26 protein-coding genes and 1 other RNA gene are annotated in these 23,836 nt (G+C 65.2%); 12 read left to right on the top strand and 15 right to left on the bottom strand.

Annotated features, from left to right (window positions below; genetic code table 11):
- Window positions 1-54 precede the first annotated feature (54 nt).
- The 5 genes from FHY19_RS02775 to FHY19_RS02755 all read right to left on the bottom strand — a co-directional run bounded on the left by FHY19_RS02775 (window position 55) and on the right by FHY19_RS02755 (window position 5,366).
- Window positions 55-1,299 (bottom strand): cysteine desulfurase, encoded by a 1,245-nt coding sequence (locus FHY19_RS02775; protein WP_259161358.1) that lies wholly within the window; start codon window positions 1,297-1,299, stop codon window positions 55-57.
- Entirely contained in the window at window positions 1,296-2,558 is a 1,263-nt protein-coding gene (sufD, locus tag FHY19_RS02770; RefSeq protein ID WP_259161355.1) for a Fe-S cluster assembly protein SufD, read from the bottom strand. Before sufD ends, FHY19_RS02775 begins: the two co-directional genes overlap by 4 nt.
- Window positions 2,558-3,322 carry a Fe-S cluster assembly ATPase SufC gene (gene sufC / locus FHY19_RS02765; protein WP_252162480.1) on the bottom strand — a complete coding sequence of 255 codons (765 nt, stop codon included), beginning with the start codon at window positions 3,320-3,322 and terminating at the stop codon, window positions 2,558-2,560. The genes sufD and sufC overlap by 1 nt, the downstream gene beginning before the upstream one ends.
- A 112-nt stretch (window positions 3,323-3,434) precedes the next feature.
- Entirely contained in the window at window positions 3,435-4,892 is a 1,458-nt protein-coding gene (sufB, locus tag FHY19_RS02760) for a Fe-S cluster assembly protein SufB (RefSeq protein ID WP_259161333.1), read from the bottom strand.
- A gap of 15 nt (window positions 4,893-4,907) precedes the next feature.
- On the bottom strand, window positions 4,908-5,366 hold the full coding sequence (locus FHY19_RS02755) for an SUF system Fe-S cluster assembly regulator (RefSeq protein ID WP_005990420.1): 459 nt from the start codon (window positions 5,364-5,366) through the stop codon (window positions 4,908-4,910).
- Between the two features lie 173 nt (window positions 5,367-5,539).
- Here FHY19_RS02755 and FHY19_RS02750 point away from each other — a divergent pair, with 173 nt between their 5' ends.
- Both FHY19_RS02750 and FHY19_RS02745 read left to right on the top strand, forming a co-directional pair.
- Window positions 5,540-6,007 (top strand): SET domain-containing protein-lysine N-methyltransferase, encoded by a 468-nt coding sequence (locus tag FHY19_RS02750; protein ID WP_046962733.1) that lies wholly within the window; start codon window positions 5,540-5,542, stop codon window positions 6,005-6,007.
- Window positions 6,008-6,111: 104 nt separating this feature from the next.
- The gene (locus tag FHY19_RS02745) at window positions 6,112-6,654 is read left to right on the top strand and encodes a type 1 glutamine amidotransferase domain-containing protein (protein WP_259151827.1); all 543 of its coding nucleotides are present in this window, start codon (window positions 6,112-6,114) and stop codon (window positions 6,652-6,654) included.
- Window positions 6,655-6,794: 140 nt separating this feature from the next.
- Here FHY19_RS02745 and FHY19_RS02740 read toward each other — a convergent pair whose 3' ends face one another.
- The 7 genes from FHY19_RS02740 to FHY19_RS02710 form a co-directional block, all read right to left on the bottom strand.
- Window positions 6,795-7,391, bottom strand: a complete 597-nt coding sequence (locus FHY19_RS02740; protein ID WP_259161325.1) for a DUF1439 domain-containing protein — start codon at window positions 7,389-7,391, stop codon at window positions 6,795-6,797.
- 55 nt (window positions 7,392-7,446) lie between these two features.
- Entirely contained in the window at window positions 7,447-7,986 is a 540-nt protein-coding gene (locus FHY19_RS22355) for a hypothetical protein (RefSeq protein WP_326521103.1), read from the bottom strand.
- Between the two features lie 57 nt (window positions 7,987-8,043).
- Complete coding sequence (locus FHY19_RS02730) at window positions 8,044-8,346, bottom strand: DUF3861 domain-containing protein (protein WP_259161324.1); 303 nt, start codon at window positions 8,344-8,346, stop codon at window positions 8,044-8,046.
- 92 nt (window positions 8,347-8,438) lie between these two features.
- Window positions 8,439-9,056: a M23 family metallopeptidase gene (locus tag FHY19_RS02725; RefSeq protein ID WP_259161323.1), complete on the bottom strand. Its 618-nt coding sequence runs from the start codon at window positions 9,054-9,056 to the stop codon at window positions 8,439-8,441.
- Between the two features lie 131 nt (window positions 9,057-9,187).
- Window positions 9,188-9,607, bottom strand: a complete 420-nt coding sequence (locus FHY19_RS02720; protein ID WP_039404742.1) for an HU family DNA-binding protein — start codon at window positions 9,605-9,607, stop codon at window positions 9,188-9,190.
- A gap of 523 nt (window positions 9,608-10,130) precedes the next feature.
- The gene (gene proC / locus FHY19_RS02715; RefSeq protein WP_259161322.1) at window positions 10,131-10,985 is read right to left on the bottom strand and encodes a pyrroline-5-carboxylate reductase; all 855 of its coding nucleotides are present in this window, start codon (window positions 10,983-10,985) and stop codon (window positions 10,131-10,133) included.
- Window positions 10,986-11,034: 49 nt separating this feature from the next.
- Window positions 11,035-11,727: a YggS family pyridoxal phosphate-dependent enzyme gene (locus FHY19_RS02710; protein ID WP_259151818.1), complete on the bottom strand. Its 693-nt coding sequence runs from the start codon at window positions 11,725-11,727 to the stop codon at window positions 11,035-11,037.
- Window positions 11,728-12,057: 330 nt separating this feature from the next.
- Between FHY19_RS02710 and FHY19_RS02705 the strand changes: the two genes are divergently transcribed.
- The 5 genes from FHY19_RS02705 (at window position 12,058) to FHY19_RS02685 (ending at window position 16,433) form a co-directional block, all read left to right on the top strand.
- Window positions 12,058-13,095, top strand: coding sequence for a type IV pilus twitching motility protein PilT (locus FHY19_RS02705; protein ID WP_003489919.1), 1,038 nt, complete (start codon window positions 12,058-12,060; stop codon window positions 13,093-13,095).
- 121 nt (window positions 13,096-13,216) lie between these two features.
- Entirely contained in the window at window positions 13,217-14,347 is a 1,131-nt protein-coding gene (locus tag FHY19_RS02700; RefSeq protein ID WP_005990431.1) for a PilT/PilU family type 4a pilus ATPase, read from the top strand.
- A 10-nt stretch (window positions 14,348-14,357) separates the two neighbouring features.
- Window positions 14,358-14,939 carry an MFS transporter permease gene (locus FHY19_RS02695; RefSeq protein WP_259161314.1) on the top strand — a complete coding sequence of 194 codons (582 nt, stop codon included), beginning with the start codon at window positions 14,358-14,360 and terminating at the stop codon, window positions 14,937-14,939.
- Between the two features lie 272 nt (window positions 14,940-15,211).
- The gene (locus FHY19_RS02690) at window positions 15,212-15,886 is read left to right on the top strand and encodes a YitT family protein (protein WP_259163875.1); all 675 of its coding nucleotides are present in this window, start codon (window positions 15,212-15,214) and stop codon (window positions 15,884-15,886) included.
- A 470-nt stretch (window positions 15,887-16,356) separates the two neighbouring features.
- Window positions 16,357-16,433, top strand: a non-coding RNA gene (locus FHY19_RS02685) — sX9 sRNA.
- A gap of 4 nt (window positions 16,434-16,437) precedes the next feature.
- Here the strand turns inward: FHY19_RS02685 and FHY19_RS02680 are convergent.
- The gene (locus FHY19_RS02680; RefSeq protein ID WP_259151738.1) at window positions 16,438-16,977 is read right to left on the bottom strand and encodes a DNA-3-methyladenine glycosylase I; all 540 of its coding nucleotides are present in this window, start codon (window positions 16,975-16,977) and stop codon (window positions 16,438-16,440) included.
- Window positions 16,974-18,830 (bottom strand): DUF4153 domain-containing protein, encoded by a 1,857-nt coding sequence (locus FHY19_RS02675; RefSeq protein WP_259161313.1) that lies wholly within the window; start codon window positions 18,828-18,830, stop codon window positions 16,974-16,976. The genes FHY19_RS02680 and FHY19_RS02675 overlap by 4 nt, the downstream gene beginning before the upstream one ends.
- Before the next feature lie 79 nt (window positions 18,831-18,909).
- Between FHY19_RS02675 and FHY19_RS02670 the strand changes: the two genes are divergently transcribed.
- The 5 genes from FHY19_RS02670 (at window position 18,910) to FHY19_RS02650 (ending at window position 22,648) form a co-directional block, all read left to right on the top strand.
- Window positions 18,910-19,476, top strand: coding sequence for a YqgE/AlgH family protein (locus tag FHY19_RS02670; protein WP_046962721.1), 567 nt, complete (start codon window positions 18,910-18,912; stop codon window positions 19,474-19,476).
- Window positions 19,469-19,936, top strand: a complete 468-nt coding sequence (ruvX, locus tag FHY19_RS02665; protein ID WP_259151732.1) for a Holliday junction resolvase RuvX — start codon at window positions 19,469-19,471, stop codon at window positions 19,934-19,936. The genes FHY19_RS02670 and ruvX overlap by 8 nt, the downstream gene beginning before the upstream one ends.
- A 13-nt stretch (window positions 19,937-19,949) precedes the next feature.
- On the top strand, window positions 19,950-20,900 hold the full coding sequence (locus FHY19_RS02660; RefSeq protein ID WP_259151731.1) for an aspartate carbamoyltransferase catalytic subunit: 951 nt from the start codon (window positions 19,950-19,952) through the stop codon (window positions 20,898-20,900).
- A gap of 558 nt (window positions 20,901-21,458) precedes the next feature.
- Window positions 21,459-21,893, top strand: a complete 435-nt coding sequence (locus tag FHY19_RS02655; RefSeq protein WP_259151726.1) for an OsmC family protein — start codon at window positions 21,459-21,461, stop codon at window positions 21,891-21,893.
- A 152-nt stretch (window positions 21,894-22,045) separates the two neighbouring features.
- Window positions 22,046-22,648: a glycine zipper 2TM domain-containing protein gene (locus FHY19_RS02650; protein WP_259151725.1), complete on the top strand. Its 603-nt coding sequence runs from the start codon at window positions 22,046-22,048 to the stop codon at window positions 22,646-22,648.
- Window positions 22,649-22,932: 284 nt separating this feature from the next.
- Here the strand turns inward: FHY19_RS02650 and FHY19_RS02645 are convergent, their stop codons facing one another.
- On the bottom strand, window positions 22,933-23,814 hold the full coding sequence (locus FHY19_RS02645) for a PhzF family phenazine biosynthesis protein (RefSeq protein WP_259161312.1): 882 nt from the start codon (window positions 23,812-23,814) through the stop codon (window positions 22,933-22,935).
- Between the last annotated feature and the right edge of the window lie 22 nt (window positions 23,815-23,836).

The raw sequence follows: 23,836 nt of genomic DNA, 5'->3' as shown, positions 1-23,836 counted from the left end.
CCGCAGGTAGGAGAGCCGCTTTCACGATTCTCCATTCCCGATTCCCGATTGCAATCAGCCCAGCAGGCGACGCACCTTCACCAACGCGGCAACAAAGCGCTCGATCTCGTCGTGCGTGTTGTAAAAGGCCAGCGACGCGCGACAGGTGGCGGCCACGCCGTAGTACTGCAGCAGCGGATGCGCACAGTGCTGGCCGGAGCGCACTGCCACGCCTTCCAGGTCGAGCAGGGTGGCAAGGTCGTGCGAATGCGCGCCCTCGATCAGGAACGACACCACTGCGGCCTTGTCGGGCGTGGTGCCGAAGATGCGCAGGCCATCGATCCGCTGCAGCTCTTCGGTGAAGTGCGCCAGCAGCTCGGCTTCGCGCGCTTCCACGTGATCGAGGCCGAGCGAGTCAAGATAATCCACCGCCGCGCCCAGGCCGATGAAGCCGGCGATGTTGGGCGTGCCTGCTTCGAACTTGTGCGGGGCATCGTTGAACACAGTGCCCTCGAAACTGACTTCCTTGATCATCTCGCCGCCGCCCAGGAACGGCGGCATGGTCTGCAGGTGTTCGCGGCGTGCCCACAGTGCGCCGGTGCCGGTGGGCCCGCACATCTTGTGGCCTGTGATGGCGTAGAAATCGCAGCCGATGCCAGCCACGTCGATACGACGATGCGGCGCCGCCTGCGAACCATCCACCACGGTGACGATGCCGCGCTTGCGTGCCTCGCGGCAGATCTCGCGCACCGGATTGACCGTGCCCAGCACATTGGACACATGCGTGATCGCCAGCAGCTTGACCTGTGGCGTCATGGCCTTGCGCAAGGCGTCCAGATCCAGCGCGCCGTCCGGCGTGATTTCGGCCACGCGAATGGTCGCGCCGGTGCGTTGCGCCACCAGCTGCCACGGCACGATGTTGGCGTGGTGCTCCATGCGTGAGATCAGGATCACATCGCCGGCGCCCAGGCGCGGCAACGCCCAGGAATAGGCCACCAGATTGATCGCAAAGGTGGTGCCGCTGCACAGCACCAGCTCGTCGGCGCGCACGTTGAGAAAACGCGCGAGCTTGCTGCGCGCGCCTTCGAAGGCATCGGTGGCCTCGGTGCCCAGCGCATGCACCGCGCGGCTCACGTTGGCGTTCTGGCGCCGATAGAACTCATCGGTCGCGGCAATCACCTGCAGCGGCTTCTGCCCGGTGTTGGCGTTGTCGAAATAGATCAGCGGCTTGCCATGCACCTGCCGCATCAGCAACGGGAAATCCGAGCGCACGCGCTCCCAGTCCGGCGCGGCGAGCTGCGTGACGGCGGGCGCGTTCATGCCACGCCTGCCGAGGTCAGTGCGCGGTCCAGCTGCAGCGCCAGCACCGCTCCCAGTGCGCTTGGCAGCATGCGCAGCGGCTCGTGGCAGAACGCGGCGCTCAACAGGCGCTGCGCCTCTGCCTGCGGCAGGCCGCGCGAGCGCAGATAGAACAAGGCGTTGTCGTCGAGCTGGCCGACGGTGGCGCCATGCGCGGCCTGCACTTCTTCGGCATCGATCACCAGCACCGGCTGGGTGTCGATCTCGGCATTGGCCGACAGCAGCAGATTCTTGTTCGACAGTCGCGCGTCGGTGCCGTCTGCGCCGGGACGGATGTTGATGCCGCCGTGGAAGACCACCCGGCTGCGATCGGCGCCCACGCCGCGCCAGACCAGCTCGCAGCTGGTGTCGCGTGCGATGTGTGCGATGCCCAGGCGTGTGTCGACATGGCGGCGGCCGTTGCCGAGCAGCACACCATTGGCGGTGAGCTGGGCATTGTTGCCCTCCAGGCGCACGTTGAGCTCGTGGCGCGACAGGTTGGCGCCCAGTTCCAGATCCACGCGCTGGTAGCGCGCGTTGCGCGCCAGCACCGCATCGGTGCGCAACAGCGACGTTGCATGCGCACTGTCGGCCTGCACGCGCGCATGCGACAGCGCCGCATCCTGGGCCAGATGGACATGCATCAGGCTGTTGTGCAGATGCGCGGCATCGCCGACATGCAGGTGGTGCTCGACCACGTTCAGCGTCGCACCGGCGCGCAGTTCGATCAGGTGGCGGTGGTGCCAGGACAGGTCGTGCTCGCCGGCCACACCGATGAAGACCAGATGCAGCGGCGCCTCGATCTGCGCGCCTTCCTGCACGCGCACCAGCACGCCTTCGTCGGCAAGTGCTGCATTGAGGCGCGCAAAGATTTCGTCGCTGCCTTCGAAACGGCGGCCGAGTAATTGCTGGACGTCATCGCCTGCAGCCAGCGACGCGGACAAGGTGTCCAGCTGCACACCATCCGGGAGCGTCGACAGGTCGCTCAAGGCGTCGGATGGGCGGCCGTTGACGAATACCAGCCGCGGCGACGGGATCTCGTCCAGCAGCGCAGCATCGATCAACGTCGGCACCAGCGGGGCCGGCTGAAAACTACGCCGTTCCAGCTGGCGCAGCGAGGTGTATTTCCACGCTTCGGCGCGCGGGCCGGGCAGGCCGGCCTGCAGCGCGGCATCGAGCTCGGCGCGGCGCGCATCGTTGCCACAGAAACCGCAGGCCAGGGAGTCGAGCAGGGCGCTCATCAGGCGGCAACCTCGGGCACCACGCGGTCCTTGAGGAAGTGGTAGCCGTGTTTTTCCAGCTCCAGCGCCAGTTCCGGGCCGCCGCTCTGCACGATGCGTCCTTCGGACAGCACATGCACCACGTCCGGGGTGATGTAGTCGAGCAGGCGCTGATAGTGGGTGATCACCAGGAACGAGCGCTCCGGCGAGCGCAACGCGTTGACGCCGTCAGCCACGCTCTTGAGCGCATCGATATCCAGGCCGGAGTCGGTTTCGTCCAGGATGGCGAGCTTGGGCTCGAGCACGGCCAGCTGGAAGATCTCGTTGCGCTTCTTTTCGCCGCCGGAGAAGCCTTCGTTGACGCCGCGATGCAGCAGCTCGTCCTTCAGATGCAGCACGGCCAGCTTCTGCCGTACCAGCTTGAGGAACTGCATCGAATCCAGCTCGTCCTCGCCACGCGCCTTGCGCTGTGCATTGAGTGCGGCGCGCAGGAAATAGGTGTTGTTGACGCCGGGAATTTCCACCGGGTACTGGAAGGCCAGGAACAGGCCTGCTGCCGCGCGTTCTTCCGGCGGCAGGTCGAGCAGGTCTTTGCCTTCGAACTGTACGGTGCCGGCGCTGACCTCATAACCGTCGCGCCCGGCCAGCACATTGCCCAGCGTGGACTTGCCCGCGCCATTGGGCCCCATGATGGCGTGCACCTGGCCCGGCTGGATGTCCAGCGACAGGCCCTTGAGGATGTCTTTGCCGGCGATGCTGGCGTGGAGGTTGTTGATCGTAAGCATGGGAATAGGGAATCGAGAATAGGGAATGGGTAATGCGAGACTTTGGCGCGGCGAGGAGCAGGAAAGAGAACCGAGACCGATTCTCCATTCCCCACTCCCGATTCCGTCGGCGTCAGCCGACGCTGCCTTCCAGCGAGACTTCCAGCAGCTTCTTGGCTTCCACCGCAAACTCCATCGGCAGCTCGCGGAACACCTGCTTGCAGAAGCCGTCGACGATCAACGACACCGCGTCTTCCTGGCTGATGCCGCGTGCACGGCAGTAGAACAGCTGGTCATCGCTGATCTTGGAGGTGGTGGCCTCGTGCTCGACGGTTGCGCCGGGATTCTTCACCTCGATGTAGGGGAAGGTGTGCGCGCCGCACTGCTTGCCGATCAACAGCGAATCGCACTGGGTGTAGTTGCGCGCGCCGTCCGCATTGCGATCCACCTTGACCAGGCCGCGGTAGGTGTTCTGGCCACGCCCGGCACTGATGCCCTTGCTGACGATCTTGCTCTTGGTGCGCTTGCCGATATGGATCATCTTGGTGCCGGTGTCGGCCTGCTGACGATGATGGGTCAGCGCCACCGAATGGAACTCTCCCACCGAATCGTCGCCGAGCAGCACGCACGACGGATACTTCCAGGTGATCGCCGAGCCGGTTTCGACCTGGGTCCAGGTGACCTTGCTGCGCGCACCACGGCATTCGGCACGCTTGGTGACGAAGTTGTAGATGCCGCCGCGGCCTTCTTCGTCGCCGGGGTACCAGTTCTGCACGGTCGAGTACTTGATCTCGGCGTCTTCCAGCGTCACCAGCTCCACCACTGCTGCGTGCAGCTGGTTCTCGTCGCGCATCGGCGCGGTGCAGCCTTCCAGATACGACACGTACGCCTTGTCCTCGCAGACGATCAGGGTGCGCTCGAACTGGCCGGTGTGGCCGGCATTGATGCGGAAATAGGTGCTCAGTTCCATCGGGCAACGCACGCCCTTGGGAATGAACACGAAGCTGCCGTCGGAGAACACCGCCGAGTTGAGCGCGGCGAAGTAGTTGTCGCCCACCGGCACCACGCTGCCCAGGTACTGTTTGACGATCTCCGGGTGTTCCTTGATGGCTTCGGACATCGAGCAGAAGATCACGCCCTTTTCGGCCAGCTCCTTCCGGAACGTGGTGCCGACCGAGACCGAGTCGAACACCGCATCCACCGCCACGCCGGCCAGCCGGGCGCGCTCGTGCAGCGGCACGCCGAGCTTGTCGTAGGTGTCGAGCAGTTCCTTGGGCACCTCGTCCAGCGAGGCATACTTCGGGCCCTTGGGCGCGGAGTAGTAGCTCAACGACTGGAAATCGATCGGTGCGATCTTGAGCTTGGCCCATTCGGGCATCGGCATTTTCAGCCAATGACGGTAGGCCTCAAGACGCCAGTCGGTCATCCATTGCGGCTCTTCTTTCTTGGCCGACAAGGCACGGATGACGTCTTCGTCCAGGCCGGGCGGGAGCGAGTCCGATTCGATCTCGGTGATGAAGCCGGCGTCGTAGCGTCGGCCCAGCCGTTCGATAATCTCGGCGTTCTGCGGGGGAGCAAGTTCGGTGGCCATCGGGCTGCCTACAGGTCAGGTGGTCGCGACGCGTGCGGCGATGGAGCGCCGACGGCTGTCGCCAGGGAGAGAGAGGGGCTGCAACATCTGCGCAAGCGTGACCCGACGCAATGCGTCGCCGACCACGTCGTTGATCAGGCGCCAGTTGGAGCGCACCCCGCATGTCTGCGCGATGCCGCACTGGCTATGGTCCTGGCTGCATTCGGTGATCGCCAACGGGCCTTCCATTGCCTCGACGATTTCCACCAGGGTGATCTGGCCGGCATCGCGCGCCAGCCGGTAACCGCCGTGCACGCCGCGAAGACCTTCCACCAGCCCGGCTTGCGATAACGGTTTGAGGATCTTGCTCACGGTCGGCGCTTCCAGGCCCGCCTGTTCGGCCAGTTCGCTGGCGCTGAGCACCTCGCCGCTGCGTGCGGCAAGCACGGTCAGCACGACGGTGGCGTAATCGGTGAGTTTGGTGACGCGCAACATGAGCGAGCAGGAAACCTTAAAGCGGACCGAAATTGTACTCTTTCCCGCCGGGCAGGGCCAACCGCCCGGTTCAGCCGCCGGCAAGCGCAGGCCGTTGCGGGCGATGGTGCGCTTGTGCTTGGCGCATGGGCGCGCTGCGGTCACAATGAGCGGCCCCATCACTGGACCCTTACATGTCGCGCAAAGTTGCCGCCCGCAAGTCACGTATCCACGGCAATGGCATGTTCGCCCTCGCCCCGCTCCGCAAGGGCGAGCGCATCATTCAATACAAGGGACGCCTGCGCACGCATGCCGAAGTGGATGCCGACGACACCGGCGACGTGGAAAGCGGCCACACCTTCCTTTTTACGCTCAGCGACGACTATGTGCTGGATGCCAACTACGAAGGCAATGTCGCGCGCTGGATCAACCACAGCTGCAATCCCAATTGCGAAGCGGTGATCGAAGAGGCAGAAGGCGACGACCGCAGCAAGGACAAGATCTTCATTGAGGCCAAACGCGCCATCAAGGCTGGCGAAGAGCTCACCTACAATTACGGCATCACCCTGGCCGAGCGGCATACGCCGCGCTTGAAGAAGATCTGGGAATGCCGCTGCGGGTCGAAGAACTGCACCGGCACGATGCTGCAGCCCAAGCGCTGAGCCTGTGCGAGCGCGTTGCGCGCTGACGCGATGCACACATCGGTTCACCGGTACGCAACAGCGCGCTGCCTACGGTGCGGGCTTCTTTCATCGAGGAGCCCTACATGTCTTATTCGCTCTCCGGCAAGACCATCGCTGTCCTGGCCACCGATGGCTTCGAGCAATCCGAACTGACAGAACCCAAGCGCCTGCTGGAATCGTGGGGTGCCAAGGTCGCTGTGATCGCACCCGGCGATGGCGCAAAGATCCGCGCCTGGAATCACACCGACTGGGGCGACTCGGTCGCTGTCGACCAGCATCTTGAACAGGCAACCGCCGACAGCTACGACGCGCTGGTGCTGCCCGGTGGCGTGCTCAATCCCGACACGTTGCGCACGGACACCCAGGCGATTGCCTTCATCCGCGCGTTCGCCACGGCCCACAAGCCGGTCGCGGCGATCTGCCACGGGCCGTGGCTCCTGCTGGAAAGCGATCTGGTGCGCGACCGCAAGGTCACCTCATGGCCGTCGGTCAAAACCGATCTGACCAATGCCGGCGCGCGCTGGCAGGATGCCGAAGTGGTGGTCGATGGTCAGCTGATCACCAGCCGCAAGCCGGACGACATTCCGGCATTCAGCGCGGCGGTGGCCAAGGCCCTGGCTGCATAAGGCGCGCTGGTCGCTACGTGCCACCCCGCGTCAATCGGAAGGCCCGGCGCTGGTGCGCCGGGCCTTTGCATGATGAGCGTTGGGCGCATCGTGTGCGGATGAGTAAGCGGCTGCGCCGTCTGCCGGCCAGCGTACGAATTTTACTTACCCGACAGCGCCGCCGCCGGTACCAGCTGTTCGATGTTCTGATTGAAGTTGACCGCCACGCGCCCGTTCTGGATGCCTACCGACTCCACCTGCACGGCGCCCATCACTGCGGCAATCGACGGGTCGATGCGATAGATGGGTTCCTTGCGTGCGTAATCGGCCAGCCAGGTATTGAGGAGCTGGCGCGTGCTGTGATCGAGCTTTGCGCCGGAATTGGCAGGACGGAAATCGTCGATGCTGGGCTGGTCGAGGTAGAAGCCCTGTTTGGCGACGTCGTAACGCAGCGCGCTGGTCAGGGTCACATTGCCCACCGGGGCCGGCGCGCCGCCGGCAGTGGCCACAGCCAGGTCGAACGCCATCTTGAGCCGGTCGCCCGGCGGCAGCGACAGCGCCGGATTGCTGACCGTCATTGCGATCAGGCCGCCGAGCGTGTCGTGCGTCTGCGGAAAGCGACCGCTCAGATACTGCTGCAGGTCGCTGGCCTGCACGCTGATCTGATGTCCCTGGATCTGCGGCGCCGCCCAGGCGCTGGTCACGGGGAGCGCCAAGGCGAGGGCAAGCACGGATCCGGCAAGCGAACGCAGTTTCATCGGGTGACTCCGGCAACAGGTGACACAACCTTAGTCAGCGCCTGTGAACCACGGGTTAGCGCAGCACCGGATGCAAGGTGGCGGAGTAGGTTTCCCAGCTGTCGCTGCCGACGCGCGGCTGCAGGCGATAGACGCCCGCCAGCTGCTGCGTGCCAGCGCTGGTGCGCACGGTGATGCGTACCGGCACCTCGATCCGCCGCGGCGGATGTTCCTGATCCAGCGGTACCGGTGGGTCGTTGTCGATGCGCATCGAGCGGATATCGCCGATACCGCGCAGTACCGCATCGTCCGGCACCGGCGATGGCCGGCCACCGGCCCACAATGCATCGGCATCGGCGCGTGCGGCGCCGGGCAGTGCGCCCGGATAACGCTGCACGGTGGCGCTTGCTTGGGCGCGGCTGGCGCGCGCCTGCGCAGCACTGGAGTCTTCATCCGCAGGCTGCGCAAATGCCTGGTTGGCACTCGCAGCGGCGGATGCTGCAGGCGCACGTGTTGTAGGCAAGTTGGTTGTCGCGCCCGTGTCTTGGTCTGCACTGCGGTGACAGCTGCAGCCTGCGAGCGCGGCTACCGCTATGGCACTTACGATCCAGCGCATGGCGCCTCTCCCGTCCCCAGGGAGCGCAGTGTAGCCGGCATGTGCGCTGCGGGGTAATCAGGAGCCGGGGTGTACGCGCTGCAGGCGCTCGAGCAGCAACTGCAGCCTGGGCCGTAATGCATCCAGCGCATCGCTGGGGTGCGCGCGTGGGCGGGCGGCCAGGTCTTCCAGCAACTGCGAGCCGACGGTGAGTGCGGCGCATTCGTCGCTGCTCAGATCGCGGCGCCGATGCAACTCTTCGAGCAGGCGCATCCAGTCCGCGCGCGAGCGCTGTTCGAACTCGATGGTGCAGCGGTCGTCGCACGGGCGCCCGTCATTCTCGATGGGCGTGACCGTAATGCGATAGCGTTTTCGGGACATGGTTGGTCGCGTCACTCCTGGGCTGCGTCCACCATAGGCGCAGGCCGCCGCGCGCTCGATAGCGCAGGCCATGACGCAGTGTTCCAACGTGCTCAGTCGGCAGCTTGCGGCCCGGTTCTACGCAGGAGCGGCAGCGGATCGTACGCACCGTTGCGCCCATAGATACCGTAATGCAGGTGCGGCGGCGTGCCACGTGCGTTGCCGGTGGTCCCCACCATGCCCAGCGCGGTGCCTGGCTCGACGACATCGCCAACCGCCAGCCCGGCTGCCCAGTCGTCCAGATGCGCATAGTAATGCCGCTCCATCGCCGGCCCCAGCACCCAGACCTGCTTTCCACCCAGCCCGGCGTCGCGAATGGCGCTGACCACGCCGCGGGTGGCGGCGACCACAGGCGTGCCGCGCGGCGCGAAGATATCCACGCCCGCATGGCTGCGGTCGCGTCCGCGTGGGGCACCGAAGGTATCGGCGATCTGGCGGGCACGTACTCCGTCCACCGGAATGTGCAAATGGGTAGGCGGCGGCATCCGTGACAGCTCCCAACTGGTGCGAAGGCGCTCGGCCATCGGCGACTGCCAGGCCCAGCGCGCTGCCACACCCAAAGCGCACAGCAGGGCGATCGACACCAGCAGGCGGCGCACGCGACGTGCGGGGCTGCGTTTCGTGGATGGCGGCGTTGTCGAAGTGTGGGGCAATGGATCGGTCACATGCACCTGCTGCGTCGCAAATCAGCACGTAGGGTAGGCAAGCGGTCATGAGCGCAATGTGGGGGCGCATGCGGCAATGTGCGCGCAAAAAAAAGACGGCCCGAAGGCCGTCTCGATGACACCGGATACGCGCTCGATCAGAGCGCGGCATCCTTCAGCTTCTTCAGAGGGCGAACCTTGACCTTGCGGGTTGCGGCCTTGGCAGCAAAGATTTGCTCTTCCTTGGTGAAGGGGTTGATGCCCTTGCGCTTCGGCTTGGCCGGCACGTTGACCGAGGTGATCTTCAGCATGCCCGGCAGGGTGAAGCTGCCGACGCCCTTCTTGTTCAACGAGGAATGCGCAGCGGCTTCCAGCGAAGCCAGCACGGCGCGGACGTCCTTCGGAGCCAGCTGGGTGGATTCGGCGATGTGCGCGACCAGACCGGTCTTGCTCAGGGCTTCCTTGATCGGCTTCGGCGCGGCCGACGTAGCGGCCTTGGCCGGCTTTGCGGTCTTGGTGGCGGCGACCTTTTTCACTGCCTTCTTGGGGGCAGCCTTCTTAGCGGCGGTTTTTGCCATGAGGTATACGTTCCGTATTCGTTGGTGGTGTTGGGTCTGCCGACCCAGTCGGCAACGCGAAATGTAGGGCAACTGCTGCGCGCCGCCAATAGGCAAACGATGAAACAACACAAAAAAGCATCTTTCGACGGGGGTTCGTTCACCAGCGGCGTAAAAACCTGCGTAAAACGCGGTGCGGCACGCGTGCAGCGCGCAGGCATGTGTCGGATCTGACGCAGGGCAGCAGGTCGTCGCGCAAGGCTACGGTCGCACTGCGCGCGCCAACCGGCTGCGCATTGATCGATCCGCTCTGCTGCCGACGGCGGCTGTATCGCCGCGAGATGTCGAAAAAGCCGCGGGCGACCGCTTGGCAAGCGTGTATTGGCATCGATTGCAAAGCGAGACGTTGCGTGGGAGGCCGCCTAGTGCCTGACGCTAGATGCCTGCGGCGGGTGGCGACTTGTTGCGGGTCAGGACGTCGATTAGCGCGACCCGTCGCGATTGCCCATGCAGCCAGCGAAGCGCTCGCGCAAGCCGCTGCCGACTAATCGTTGGCCGCCGACAAGCTGCGGCCGCGTTCGGTCGCTGCGGCGATTGCGCGCGCCGTCAGCGCTTCGAATCCACCTGCCTGGAATGTTTCGATCGCCGCCTGCGTGGTGCCGTTGGGCGAGGTCACGCGACGGCGCAGGACCTGCGGTGCTTCACCCGATTCGGTGAGCATGCGCGAGGCGCCAAGCAGGGTTTGCAGGACCAGGGTGCGCGCGGTATCGGCCGGCAGGCCTTGCGCCAGTGCTGCCGCCTCCATCGCTTCGGCCAGCAAGAAGACGTAAGCCGGGCCGCTGCCGGAGACGGCAGTCACCGCGTCCATTTGCGCTTCGTCGTCGATCCACACCGTCACGCCGGCGCTTTCCAGCAACCGGGTTGCCTGTGCGCGCTGCGCATCGGAAACGCGTGCGGTGGCATACAGCCCGGTGACGCCGGCGCCGAGCAGCGCGGGGGTGTTGGGCATCGCGCGGACCACCGCCGTGTTGCCGCCGCTCCAGCGCTGCAACTGGGTTGCGGTGATCCCGGCTGCAATCGACAGCAATAGCGGCTGCTGCGCTTGTGCGAGCTCGGCCAGCTGCGTACAGACGCTTGGCATGACCTGCGGTTTGACCGCCAGCACCCAGGTGGCCGCACCATCGGCAGCGTCGCGCGCGCTTTCGACCACATGCACGCCAAAGTCGCGCGACAACCCGCTGCGCAGCTCGGCGACCGGCTCGGCGACGCGCAGGCTGGCAGCCGGCACGCCTTGCCGGATCAGCCCGGCGATCAGGCTGCGCGCCATGTTGCCGCCACCGATGAAGGCGACCAGCCCGGCAGTGGCGGACGACGGCGCAGGCGGCGTGGGCAGGGTCATTGCGGCACCTCTAGTCATTGGGAATGGATGGGGCGATCCGCGAGGCAGCTCAGGCGGAGGCAGCGGGCGAGGGAGCACGCGCACCGAACAGCGCCGTGCCCACGCGCACCATGGTGGCCCCGGCCGCGATCGCTTCGACAAAGTCCGCGCTCATGCCCATCGACAAGGTATCCACCTGCCGATGGCGCTGCTGCAGCTGCGCGAACAGGTCCTGCATGCGCGCGAACGCCGCATTGCGTCTTGCCTGGTCCGGGAACGGTGCCGGGATCGCCATCAGACCGCGCAATTGCAGCCGCGGCTGCAGTGCGATGGCGTCGGCCAGGCGGTCGATGGCATCGGGGGCGCACCCGTACTTGCTGTCCTCATCGTCGATATTGACCTGGATCAGCACGTTCAATGGCGCGCAGTCGTCCGGGCGATGGCGCGCCAGCAGCGGGATCAACTTGGCGCGGTCCACGGTCTGCACCCAGTCGAAACATTGGCTAGCGATATCGGCCTTGTTGGATTGCAGGTGGCCGATCAGGTGCCATTCCAGCCCCAGCTCGCGCAACGCGGTGATCTTGGCCTGCGCTTCCTGCACGTAGTTTTCGCCGAAGGCGCGCTGGCCTTGCGCAGCCAACGCGGCGACGGCATCGGCCGGCTTGGTCTTGGACACCGCCAGCAAGCGGACGTCGGCACGCGCATGCTCGGCTGCTGCGGCATGGATGGCATCGAGAATCTGCTGCAGCGACGAAGCCGGCACGTGGCGATCCAGAAAGAAGCAGGAGCGCTAGTGTGACGCCCCCGGTGGCTTGCTTCCAGCGCGCCGTGACCGCGCTGACCGCGGCAGCGCGCACCAGCCCCCAATGCCGCGGTGAGGCGGGCGGTGCGGTCGATTCCTGTGAGCCACCCAGCCTGGCTGGGCCTGAAGCGGGCAGTCGCCGCCCCCTGCCATGACCAAAAACCAACGCCTTCAGCCCCGCGTGGCGCTGCCGGCCTGAACCGGTGGCAAGCCGCTTCCCGCCAGCAGCCAGAACGCTATACTGCCGACCGGGGAGTACCTTCCAATCGCAGCCTAGGGGACAAGCAGCGCATGGATATCGCTGAACTATTGGCGTTTTCTGTCAAGAACAAGGCATCGGACCTGCACCTGTCTGCAGGGCTGCCGCCGATGATCCGTGTCGATGGCGATGTCCGTCGCATCAATATTCCGGCGTTGGACCATAAGCAGGTGCACGCGCTGGTGTACGACATCATGTCGGACAAGCAGCGGCGCGATTACGAAGAGTTCCTCGAGGTCGACTTCTCGTTCGAGATTCCCTCGCTGGCGCGCTTCCGCGTCAATGCGTTCAACCAGAACCGTGGCGCTGGTGCGGTGTTCCGCACCATTCCGTCCGAAGTGCTGACGCTGGAAGACCTGGGCTGCCCGCCGATCTTCCGCCAGCTGATCGACCAGCCGCAGGGCCTCATCCTGGTCACCGGGCCGACCGGTTCGGGCAAGTCGACCACGCTGGCCGGCATGATCGACTACATCAACAAGAACGAATACGGCCACATCCTCACCGTCGAGGATCCGATCGAATTCGTGCACACCTCGCAGAAGTGTCTGATCAACCAGCGCGAGGTGCACCGCGATACGCACGGCTTCAACGAAGCGCTGCGCTCGGCCTTGCGCGAAGACCCGGATATCATCCTGGTTGGCGAGTTGCGCGACCTGGAAACCATCCGCCTGGCGCTCACCGCTGCGGAAACCGGTCACCTGGTGTTCGGTACCCTGCACACCAGCTCGGCGGCCAAGACCATCGACCGCATCATCGACGTGTTCCCGGCCGGCGAAAAGCCGATGGTGCGCTCGATGCTGTCCGAGTCGCTGCGCGCGGTGATTTCGCAGGCATTGCTCAAGAAAGTGGGCGGCGGGCGTACCGCAGCCTGGGAAATCATGGTCGGCACCCCGGCGATCCGCAACCTGATCCGCGAGGACAAGGTGGCGCAGATGTATTCGTCGATCCAGACCGGTCAGCAGTACGGCATGCAGACGCTGGACCAGCATCTGCAGGATCTGGTCAAGCGTAGCCTGATCACGCGCAACCAGGCCCGTGAATACGCCAAGGATAAGCGGATATTCGAGTGATTCGGGAATCGGGAATCGGGAATCGCAACAGCAGGTTTCCTGACCGGTCCCGGCTCCCGGCTGCTGGCTTTTCCAATTCCCGATTCTCGATTCCCCATTCCCGGCTCCGAAGGAGCACGCCATGAGCACCATCGACTTCACCTCCTTCCTCAAGCTGATGGCGCACCAGAAGGCGTCGGACCTGTTCATTACCTCCGGCATGCCGCCGGCGATCAAGGTGCACGGCAAGATCAGCCCGATCACGCAGACGCCATTGACCGCGCAGCAGAGCCGCGATCTGGTGTTGAACGTGATGACGCCCTCGCAGCGCGAAGAGTTCGAAAAGACCCACGAGTGCAACTTCGCCATCGGCGTGTCCGGGGTCGGGCGTTTCCGTGTCAGCTGTTTCTACCAGCGTAACCAGGTAGGCATGGTGCTGCGCCGGATCGAGACGCGCATTCCCACTGTCGAAGAGCTGAGCCTGCCGCCGGTGATCAAGACGCTGGCGATGACCAAGCGTGGGATCATCATCTTCGTCGGCGCCACCGGTACCGGCAAGTCGACCTCGCTGGCAGCGATGATCGGTTACCGCAACCAGAATTCCACCGGGCACATCATCACCATCGAAGACCCGATCGAATTCGTGCACAAGCATGAGGGCTGCATCATCACCCAGCGCGAAGTCGGCATCGATACCGACAGCTGGGAAAATGCGCTGAAAAATACCCTGCGCCAGGCGCCGGACGTGATCATGATCGGCGAGGTGCGCACCCGCGAGGGCATGGACCACGCGATCGCCTTCGCCGAGACCGGCCACCTGGTGCTGTGCACGCTGCACGCCAACAACGCCAACCAGGCGATGGACCGCATCATCAACTTCTTCCCGGAAGACCGCCGCAATCAGCTGCTGATGGATCTGTCGCTGAACCTCAAGGGCGTGGTGGCGCAGCAGCTGATTCCGACCCCGGATGGGCGCGGTCGCCGTGTGGCGATGGAGATCATGCTGGGCACGCCGCTGGTGCAGGATTACATCCGCGATGGCGAGATCCACAAGCTCAAGGAGATCATGAAGGAGTCCACCAACCTGGGCATGCGCACCTTCGATCAGAGCCTGTTCGAGCTCTACCAGGCCGGTGAAATCAGCTACGAAGACGCGCTGCGTTACGCCGACTCGCAGAACGAGGTGCGCCTGCGCATCAAGCTCTCGCAGGGCGGCGACGCCAAGACGCTGTCGCAGGGGCTCGATGGCGTGGAGATCGCCGAGGTTCGGTGAGGTTTCCGGAATGACGCAGGGACACGTCGTGGAAGCTGCCAGCGCAACGCACGATGTCGACGATCCGCTGGCGCAGCGCTGGGCGCACGATCCGCTGGCGCTGCTGTTTGCGCCCTCCAACTGGAAGCTGGTTGCGATGTTCGTCGCCAGCTTCGGGGCCTACGGCGGCTACTGGTTCTACCGCAACTGGATTGCGTTACGCGCGATTACAGGACGTCCGAGCATATGGCCGGTCTGGCGGGCGGGGCTTGCGCCGCTTTGGGTGATGAGCTGCTTCAGGCTACTGGGGCAGTGTATTGGACTGCAGGGACGATCCCGCTGGCTTTTCAGGCTGTGCGCAGTGGTCTTCATCGCGTTGTTGCTGCTGACGTTCTCCGAAAAATCGCGCCCGTTCTTCCTGGTGTTGGGCTGGCTGCCGATTACCGTGGTCAATACGCGGCTGCGACGCTTCAAGCGTGCGCAGGGCATTCCGGAATGGCACCGCGAGCGTTTCACCCTGCTGAGCATCCTATGGCTGGTCAGTGGTGGACTGTTGTTCACGCTCAGCGCGCTTGCTGCGCTGGCGATTGCGCTGATGCAGCTGAGTCGCTGAGCCGATCCGCAGTGGCGGATCGCGTGTTGCCAGTTACCCGGTGAAGACCTCCCGTCCGGAGCCCCGCATTGCGTCTGGTCGTGGCGCACAGTGGTGTGCTGGCCGGCCGACGCGGGCGTGCCAGTTCTTCCGCCGCTTCCTCACGCTTGCATGGCAAGCACTGCTGTTTCAGATGTAACCGCGGTGGCCGATAGTGTCTAATATCGCACCCCACTGCAGTGCCCAGACCCGTGAGCCTTCCCGATTCCGATCTCCGTCCGGAGCAAGAACCGTTGCCCGACGACGGCACCGTGGTCACCTCCGGGCCGTTGACGCCACCACCGGATTCGGCGGGGACCACGGCCGACGACCATGCGTATCACCACTCGGTGGCCGAGGACGTGCAGGGCATGGTGCTGGCCACGTTGGTCGCCTCGCTCGGCCTGGCGATCTTCGCCAAGGGCGGGCTGATGATCGGCGGCATGGCCGGCGTCGCCTTCCTGTTGCACTACGCGTTGCATTGGAATTTTGGCGTGGTGTTCGTGCTGGTCAATCTGCCGTTCTACTGGCTGAGCGTGCGCCGCATGGGCTGGGAGTTCACCTTGAAGACCTTCGCCGCGGTCGGTGCCTGCGGCGCCTTGACCGATCTGCTTCCGCGCTGGGCCGAGTACGCGCACATGAGCACCGCGTTTGCGGCCATTGTCGGCGGCGCGCTGGCCGGGCTGGGCATCCTGTTCTTCATCCGTCACCGCGGCAGCCTGGGCGGAATCGGCATCCTGGCGGTGTACTTGCAGCGCGAACGCGGCTTGAGCGCAGGCAAGGTGCAGATGAGCTTCGATGCGATGCTGATGGTGGTGGCCTTCTTCGTTTTGAAGCCGGACAAGTTGCTGTACTCGGCGCTGGGTGCGCTGATGCTGAGCCTGGTGCTGATGTTCAACCACCGCCCGCACCGCTATATGGGTGTGTGACCGGTCCGGCGAGGTCCTCGCTCCCCACGTAGGAGCGCACCCGGGCGCGATGACGCCTTGTCTGCAATACCCAGTCGCGCCCGGATGCGCTACGGGCAATCGGTTGGCAAGCCTTGTAGAACGACGCATGCACCTCATGTCGTTGTCGAAGTAGCGACATGGCTCGCGCTGCACGCTTGAGTGCGCTTGTATCGAGGCGGGTCGCATCCTCCTGTTTGCCGCCATGTCCGGGGCATCGATGCGTGCCGCGAAGGGCTCTGCATGGCATCGCGCTAACCGCTGGCGTAACGCGGCGTATCGCCATGGAGGCGCAGGGAGCCGAATCAGTGCCGGCCTCCTCCAGCGACGTGACCCTGCCTGTTGCATCGCCCAGGCGTGTTGTCAGACACCCGTAGCCAATGCCGCCGACTTGGAGCGGGCAGAACGACAGTCCTCACCGGCAGACGGGCGCGGCCGCTGCCCGGTGCAGCATGTACCCCTCATACACGCCGGTTCTGAGTGCGCCGTCCCTTCCCACCGGACGACTGCTCGCTAGGTATTGTCAGCCGCGCTTATTTCACCTGCATCCAGGCCGGCTTGAGTTTGGCGATCCGTTTGAACACCGGGCATTGCGCATGATGTGCGCCGGGCAGGTAGCCCAGGCTCATCAGGAATTCGCCGGTGATTTCGCCGCCGGTGAAGCGAAAGGTCTTCTTGAACAGTTTGACCCAGGCCGGCTTGTCGAGCGGATGCTGCGCATCCAGCCATTGCGCAAAACTGCCATGCGAACGGCGCAAGGTCTGGATGACCTGCGCATTGTGGATGGCGGCCAGGATCTTGAGGCGGTTGCGGATGATGCCGGCGTCGCTCATCAGGCGCGCAACGTCGGCCTGCCCATAGGCCGCGACGGTATCCACGTCGAACCCGTCGTAGGCCTGCTGGAAATTGCCGCGTTTGCGCAGGATGGTTTCCCAACTCAATCCGGCCTGATTGATTTCCAGCACCAGGCGTTCGAACAGTTCGCGTTCTTCGCGCTGCGGGAACCCATATTCGTGGTCGTGGTAATGCCCGTGTACCGGGTGGCCGGGCGCGATGCTGCAGTAGCCGCTCATGGTCGAGGTCCCGGCCGGATGCCTGCTTCGTTGGGGCTGATGTGGATGCGTCGGCCCCCCGGCAGCGCCAGGTCCGGCCAGCGAGTGGGCTGCGTCTGTAGCTGGCCGTTGCGTAGCGCTTGGCTCACTTCACTCATGGCCGCGCCGTCGAGGGAATAGAGCTGTGCCGTACCGGCTTGATACCAGCCATGGCGGTTGCGGGTCTGCAGTTCGCAGGCAACCGTATGGTCTGCTCCGAGATTGCATAGCAGAACGTCGAGCTCGCCGTCGCCATCGAGGTCGCTGCTGCTGACAACGCAATTGCTGTTGCCCTGCGTGCACGCTCCCCAGAGCGTCTTGGACCTCACCAGGTAGTGCCACCAGTCCGCCGGCGGCTCTGTCTGGCCGGCAGCCACGCTCACATGCTGGCGGATCTGGGTCAGGTCGGTCAGCTGCTTGTCCTTCTGGTCTTCTACCTGGTCTTCTACCGTCTCACTGCCTCCCCAGCGGCTGGTGCGAGCCAGTAGCCGCTCCAGCTTCTGCTTGCGCTCGGGGCTGCCGGCAAAGGGGGGAGTCACGCGCAACGACTGCACGGCCAGATAGCCGCGGCGTCCATTGTCGAAACGCAGAAATTCCAGATTCTGTTGCAGGGTGTCGGGCGTGTCGTCGGCAAGGCGCTGCATCTGGCTGCGTACAGTGATGCGATAGGGGTCGAGCAGCGGTGTATTGACCAGCACTGCCAGCCCGATCACCACCCACGACAACGCCATGTTGCCGCCGGCCAGCTGCGGTAACCAGCGATCGGCGCGCGGCCGCAGCACCGCGAACGCGTAGGCGCTGGCATATGCAAGCGCCAGCGCGGCCAGCAACGCCGCGCAGATGCGTTCGCCGGTCCAGCCGTGCTGCGCAATGCGCAGGCCCACCGCGTATGCGGCCAGCGCCGCATGCAGCGGCAGGCTGAGCAGGCCGGCCTCGATCATTCGGCGCAACCAGCGCGGATACGGCGGCAGCCCACTGCCATCCTGGTACACCGCATTGGTGAACAGCACCAGCCCGAACACCAGGCTCAGCAGGATCGCCGCAGCCGAACGGGTCTGCCAGAGCGCCTGCAGCCCGGTGAACGGCAACACCAGCAGGAACAGCAGCGCGATGCCTGCCAGCAGCGGAAGCAGGCCGGTACACAGGGAAAACAGGATCTGCCGCAGCACCTGCACCGCACGGTGCTGGGTGCGCCCGATCAGGATGCCCAGCCCGGTGATGGCACCGGTCGCCAGATAGGCGAAGGCCTGTTCGCGGAACAGTTCGGTAAAGAACTTGATCTTGACCAACGCGAACAGGCTGGCCCACAGCCCCAGCACCATCCAGCACACGCCCACGAACAGCAGCGCCAGCGCCAGGGTCAGGCCGTTCTGCCAGGCGTGTTCGAACAGATCGCGGTAACCGGCCCGCCAATGGCCGTGCAGTTGCCGATGCTGCATCCAGGGCAGCGCGACGAACCAGCCGACGGTGATGGTGAGGCCGAACGGTCCAAGGACCCGGGCCACCTGCAGGGCCGGTGCCCCGGTGCTGCTCCACGCCGCCCAACTGCTCAGGGCAGCCAGCACCAGTGTGCTTGCCGCCACGTGCTGCCACAGGCGCCAGTCGCGAAGATCCTGCACGCTCAGCAGCACGAGGCTGGGCACGATCGTCACCACGGTGTACCAGCAGATTCGGGCGCCCAGTTCGGCGAAGGGCCACACGCCATGCTGTTGGCCCACTGCGGCCAGATACAGCAGGCCGCCCTGCAGTAGCGCGACCAGCACGATAAAGACGCGGGTCTGGCGGGGCAGTGGCGCGTCGGGGAGCGCGGGGAAGGTTCCAGGTGTGGGCAGCATCGTCGGTCCTTGGCACGCGATAGACGGCAAGTATGGCAGCGGCTCTGCGCGCGGCGGAACGAACGGCTAGAATGCGGCCATGTCTGTTTTGCCCACGCCTCTGGCCAACCAACTGCTGATCGCGCTTCCGGCGCTGTCCGATCCCACGTTTTCGCGCAGCGTCGCGCTGATCTGCCAGCACGACGAGAACGGCGCAATGGGCGTGCTGGTCAACCGGCCATCGGAGTACACGCTGGGCGAAGTGCTGTCGCAGATGGGCATCGACACCGACGACGCGCAGCTGCGCGAGCAGATCGTGCTCAGCGGCGGGCCGGTGCACCCGGAGCGCGGCTTTGTGATCCATGACGATGCGCGCGAATGGGATTCCAGTCTGGAAGTGGGGCAGGGCGTGTTTCTGACCACCTCGCGCGACATTCTGGAAGCCATGGCCGCCGGCGAAGGCCCGCGCAATGCGCTGGTGGCGCTCGGCTGCGCGGGCTGGGGGGCGGGCCAGCTGGAGTTCGAATTGGGCGAAAACAGCTGGCTGACCGCGCCATCGGATGCCAACGTGCTGTTCGCCACCGCGCTGGAAGATCGCTGGCAGACCGCCGCCGGGCGCATCGGTGTGGACCTGTTCCGGCTCACGGATTATTCCGGGCATGCCTGAGGCGGGCGCAATCCGCTCCGACGGCACGGTGCTGGGCTTCGACGTGGGGTCGCGCCGGATCGGCGTGGCGGTCGGTACCGCACTGGGTGCCGGTGCGCGTGCAGTCGCGGTCATCAATGTGCATGCCAACGGCCCGGACTGGGTCGCGCTGGATCGCGTGCACAAGGAGTGGCGGCCAAACGGTCTGGTGGTTGGCGACCCGCTCACGCTGGACGACAAGGATCAACCCGCACGCAAGCGCGCGCATGCCTTCGCCCGGCAATTGCGCGCGCGCTATGCGTTGCCGGTCGTCCTGATCGACGAGCGCTCCAGTTCGGTCGAAGCCGCGCAGCGGTTCGCGCGCGAACGCGCCGATGGGCGCAAGCGCCGCCGCGATGCCGACGCGCTGGACGCCATGGCGGCGGCCGTGATCGTCGAACGCTGGTTGGCCGCGCCCGACCAAGCCACTCTTCTCCCTTGATTCCCGACCTGCGATGACGACCACCATGCAACTCGATTCGGACGGACGCCTGCGTCACCTGCTCACCCTGGAAGGACTGCCGCGCACGACGCTGCTGCAGCTGCTCGACCGTGCCGGCCAGATCCGCGATGCCGCAGTCGGCCGGGTCGGCAAGCGCAACGTGCTTGCCGGCACTGCGGTCTGCACGCTGTTTTTCGAGCCGTCCACGCGCACGCGCAGCTCATTTCATCTGGCCGCGCAGCGATTGGGTGCGGACGTGCTCAATTTCGACGCGTCCACCTCCTCAACGCGCAAGGGCGAGACCGCGCGCGACACCTTGAAGAATCTCGAGGCGATGGGCGTGCGCGGCTTCGTGGTGCGCCATCCGGACGACGGCGCGGTGCAGGCACTGGCCGAGGCCGCAGGCGAGGGCACTGCACTGATCAACGCCGGCGACGGACGTAGCGCACATCCGACCCAGGGCCTGCTCGACATGCTGACCCTGCGCCAGGCCAAAGGCACCGATTTTTCCAAGCTCAAGGTCGTGATCGTTGGCGACGTGAAGCATTCGCGCGTTGCGCGTTCGGACCTGCACGCCCTGCGCACGCTGGGCGCTGGCGAGATCCGCGTATGTGGCCCGGCGAGTCTGTTGCCCGATGACGACATGCTGGACGGCTGCGTGGTCGGCCAGGATTTCGACGCGATGCTGGAAGGTGCCGACGCCTTGATGATGTTGCGCCTGCAACGCGAACGCATGGAAGAAGGCCTGGTGCCGTCGTTGGAGCAATACCACAGCGACTACGGCCTGACCCGCGAGCGTCTGGCGCGCGCCGGCCGCGACGCCGCGGTGTTGCATCCGGGCCCGATCAACCGCGGCGTGGAAATCACCGACGAGGTCGCCGACGGCGCGCAATCGTGCGTGCTGCGTCAGGTCGCCAACGGCGTCGCCGTGCGCATGGCGGTGCTGGAAACCCTGCTGGGTTGATAGCTCGTACGTACGCTCGCACGCATCGCACATGCGGTGCGTGCGAAGGATGCATGGCGCCCCGGGCGCAGCGACAGCGGTCGCTGTGCCCGTTTATTTTTACCAACACGCAGGCGCGCATCGCGGCAGCACGCCGGGGTCTGAGCAAGAGCCCCGTTACCATCGCCACGCAGCCACTGGCCGCGCGCAGCCAGTGTCCCGAATCGAGCCCCACCGCGCAGACGCACAGGCTCGTTCGCGCCAACTACATCGTCTAGGTTGTTGTTAGCAATTTGTGGTCAGCCCCGCCAGCCTGCGCGTTGGCAGCGCAATCACTCGCTCAAGGCAGCGCCCGCTCTTGCCAATCCCGAATCCCCAATCCCCAATCCCCAATCCCCAATCCCCAATCCCCAATCCCCAATCCCCAATCCCCAATCCTCAATCCTCAATCCTCAATCCTCAATCCTCAATCCTCAATCCTCAATCCTCAATCCTCAATCCTCAATCCCGGCAACAAGCACCAAGCCCTAACACCCGCTCGCCTATGGTGACGGTCCCTTTCAATCGCAGGAGATCGCAATGGGTATTTCGCGTCACGCCACCGCTCACTGGGAAGGCGACCTCAAGACCGGCAAGGGTCAGCTCAGCACGCCGCAGAGCGGCTTGATGGAGAACACCCGCTACGCCTTCAGCAGCCGCTTCGGCGACGAGAAGGGCACCAATCCGGAAGAACTCATCGCTGCCGCGCACGCGGGGTGCTTCACCATGGCGCTGTCGGCGCAGCTGACCGAAGCCGGTTTCCCGCCGACCTCGCTGGACACCCGTGCAGATGTCGACCTGTCGATGGAAGGTGGCCCGCAACTGTCGCAGATCCGCCTGAAACTCAAGGCCGTGGTGCCCGGTATCGACGAAGCCAAGTTCCGCGAGCTGGCCGACACCGCCAAGAAGAATTGCCCGGTGTCCAAGGCGCTGAGCGCCGTGCCGATCAGTCTGGAAAGCGAATTTTCCAACTGATCCAGCGTGAAGCTGCGCGCGTCGGCGGACCATGCCGGCGGGCGCAGCTGGCGGCAACCTGAATAGGCCTTTGCACGGCCTGTTCGGTTCAGGGCGGTTTCACCGCAACAGGCCGAGCATCGGCAGCGTGTCCTCCCTGTGAAGCTGCCGCAATGAAAACTCTTGTGCTTGGTGCTCTGGTAATGGGTCTGGCCGTGGCGGGCAATGCAACGGCGCAGCGCTACGACAGCGGCTACCGCGACAACGATCGCGGCGGCTACGAGGACGGCCGTTACGAATACGCGCGCGTCGTACGCGTGGACCCGATCATCGTGTCCGACTCCTACAACGAGCGCAGCAGCGAGCGTTGCTACAACCGCCCTTCCGATGGGTACTACACCAGCAATGATGGCTACTATCGCGACGGCGGCAGCTATGGCGCGCCCAATGCCTCCAACCGCGGCGTCGCCAGCGTGATCGGCGGTATCGCCGGCGCGGTGCTCGGCAGCCAGGTCGGCGGCGGCAACGGACGTCTTGTCGGTACGGCTGTTGGCACCATGGCCGGCGTGGCGGCAGGTCGCTCGATCTACGAAGCCAATCACCGCACCTACCAGGGCAATGTCAGCGTCTGCGAGCCTGTGTCGTACCGCACCACGCGCGAGCGTGTGGATGGCTACGACGTGACGTACGAATATGCCGGCCGCACCTACCACACGCGCAGCGACTACAACCCGGGCGACCGGATCCGTGTACGCGTGGATGTACGCCCCGACTGATTGATTGCGTCCAGGCTTCTTGTAAAAAACGCTGCGGGAGACCGCAGCGTTTTTTCTTGCCAGGATGGGGCAGGTAAGCGTTTGCGCAGAGTGTTCGCTGGTGCGTCGCATTCGACAGTTGGCAAACTTCCCCGGCTTTGACTGCCGAACGCAGGCGCGTCATGCGATGGATGGTGATCGGGCCGAGTTCCCGGCGCAGAAGAGTTTCTTTCGGGGTTGCCGTTAAACCGCCCGCGTCAGATCTGGCGGATACGGCGACGCCCGCAGTACGCAGTTCGTGGCGCTCAGCCCCAGTCCAAGGTCCCGCGAATCACCGTCTGTACCTGGCCGCCCGACCACACGTCGCCGTTGCTGTCGATACGCAGTTCCAGCAGCGCATCGAAGCCGATCTCGCGGCCCTGGCTGACCACGTAACGCCGGTCTCTGCCGGGCAGCGCGTGGCGGCTGTCCAGCCAGGCCGCGAGCACGGCATTGGCCGCACCGGAGGCCGCATCTTCGAAACGCCGGCCGTTGCCGACAAAGGCGCGCACCGCCAGATCGTAGCTGCCTGCCTGAGCGGCACGCGCGTAGGCGAATACACCCATGCTGCCGGTGGCTTCGGCCAGTGTCGCGATCGCATCCCAGTCCGGTTGCAGGCTGCGCAATGCCGCTTCACTGGCCAGTTCCACCACCCACCAGGTGCGCCCCCCATCCATCAACGCAGGCGGCAGGGTGCCTAGCGGCCAGCCGCGCAGCGCATCGCGCAGCCGCGGGTCGTCGACGTCCACCTGTTCGGCAACAAGTGCGCGCGGCGTGCGGATGGCAATGCTGCGGTGGCCATCGATCTGCTCCACGCGCAGCGGCAACTGCCCGGCAATGCCGTCCTGCACCAGCAGGCCATCGTCCGGCGCGGCCTGCCCGGCGTCGAGCACCGCATGCGCCGTGCCCACGCTGGGGTGTCCGGCGAACGGGACCTCTTTTTGCGGCGAAAACATCCGTAGCCGGTAGCTGCTGTGCGCATCGGCCGCAGGAAAGACGAAGGTGGTTTCCGGCAACTTGGTCCAGCGGGCGATCGCCTGCATGGCCGCATCGTCCAGACCCTGCGCATCCAGCACCACCGCCAGCGGATTGCCGCTGCCGGGGCGGGCGGAGAACACATCCAGTTGCAGGAAACGGCGGGTGGTCATGGTGGCGGATCCGCGAACAGGG

It is taken from the genome of Xanthomonas sp. 4461 (genome assembly GCF_024806475.1).
In the GTDB taxonomy this organism is placed as follows: Bacteria; Pseudomonadota; Gammaproteobacteria; order Xanthomonadales; family Xanthomonadaceae; genus Xanthomonas; species Xanthomonas arboricola_F.
This window is presented reverse-complemented; position numbering and strand designations above follow the sequence as displayed.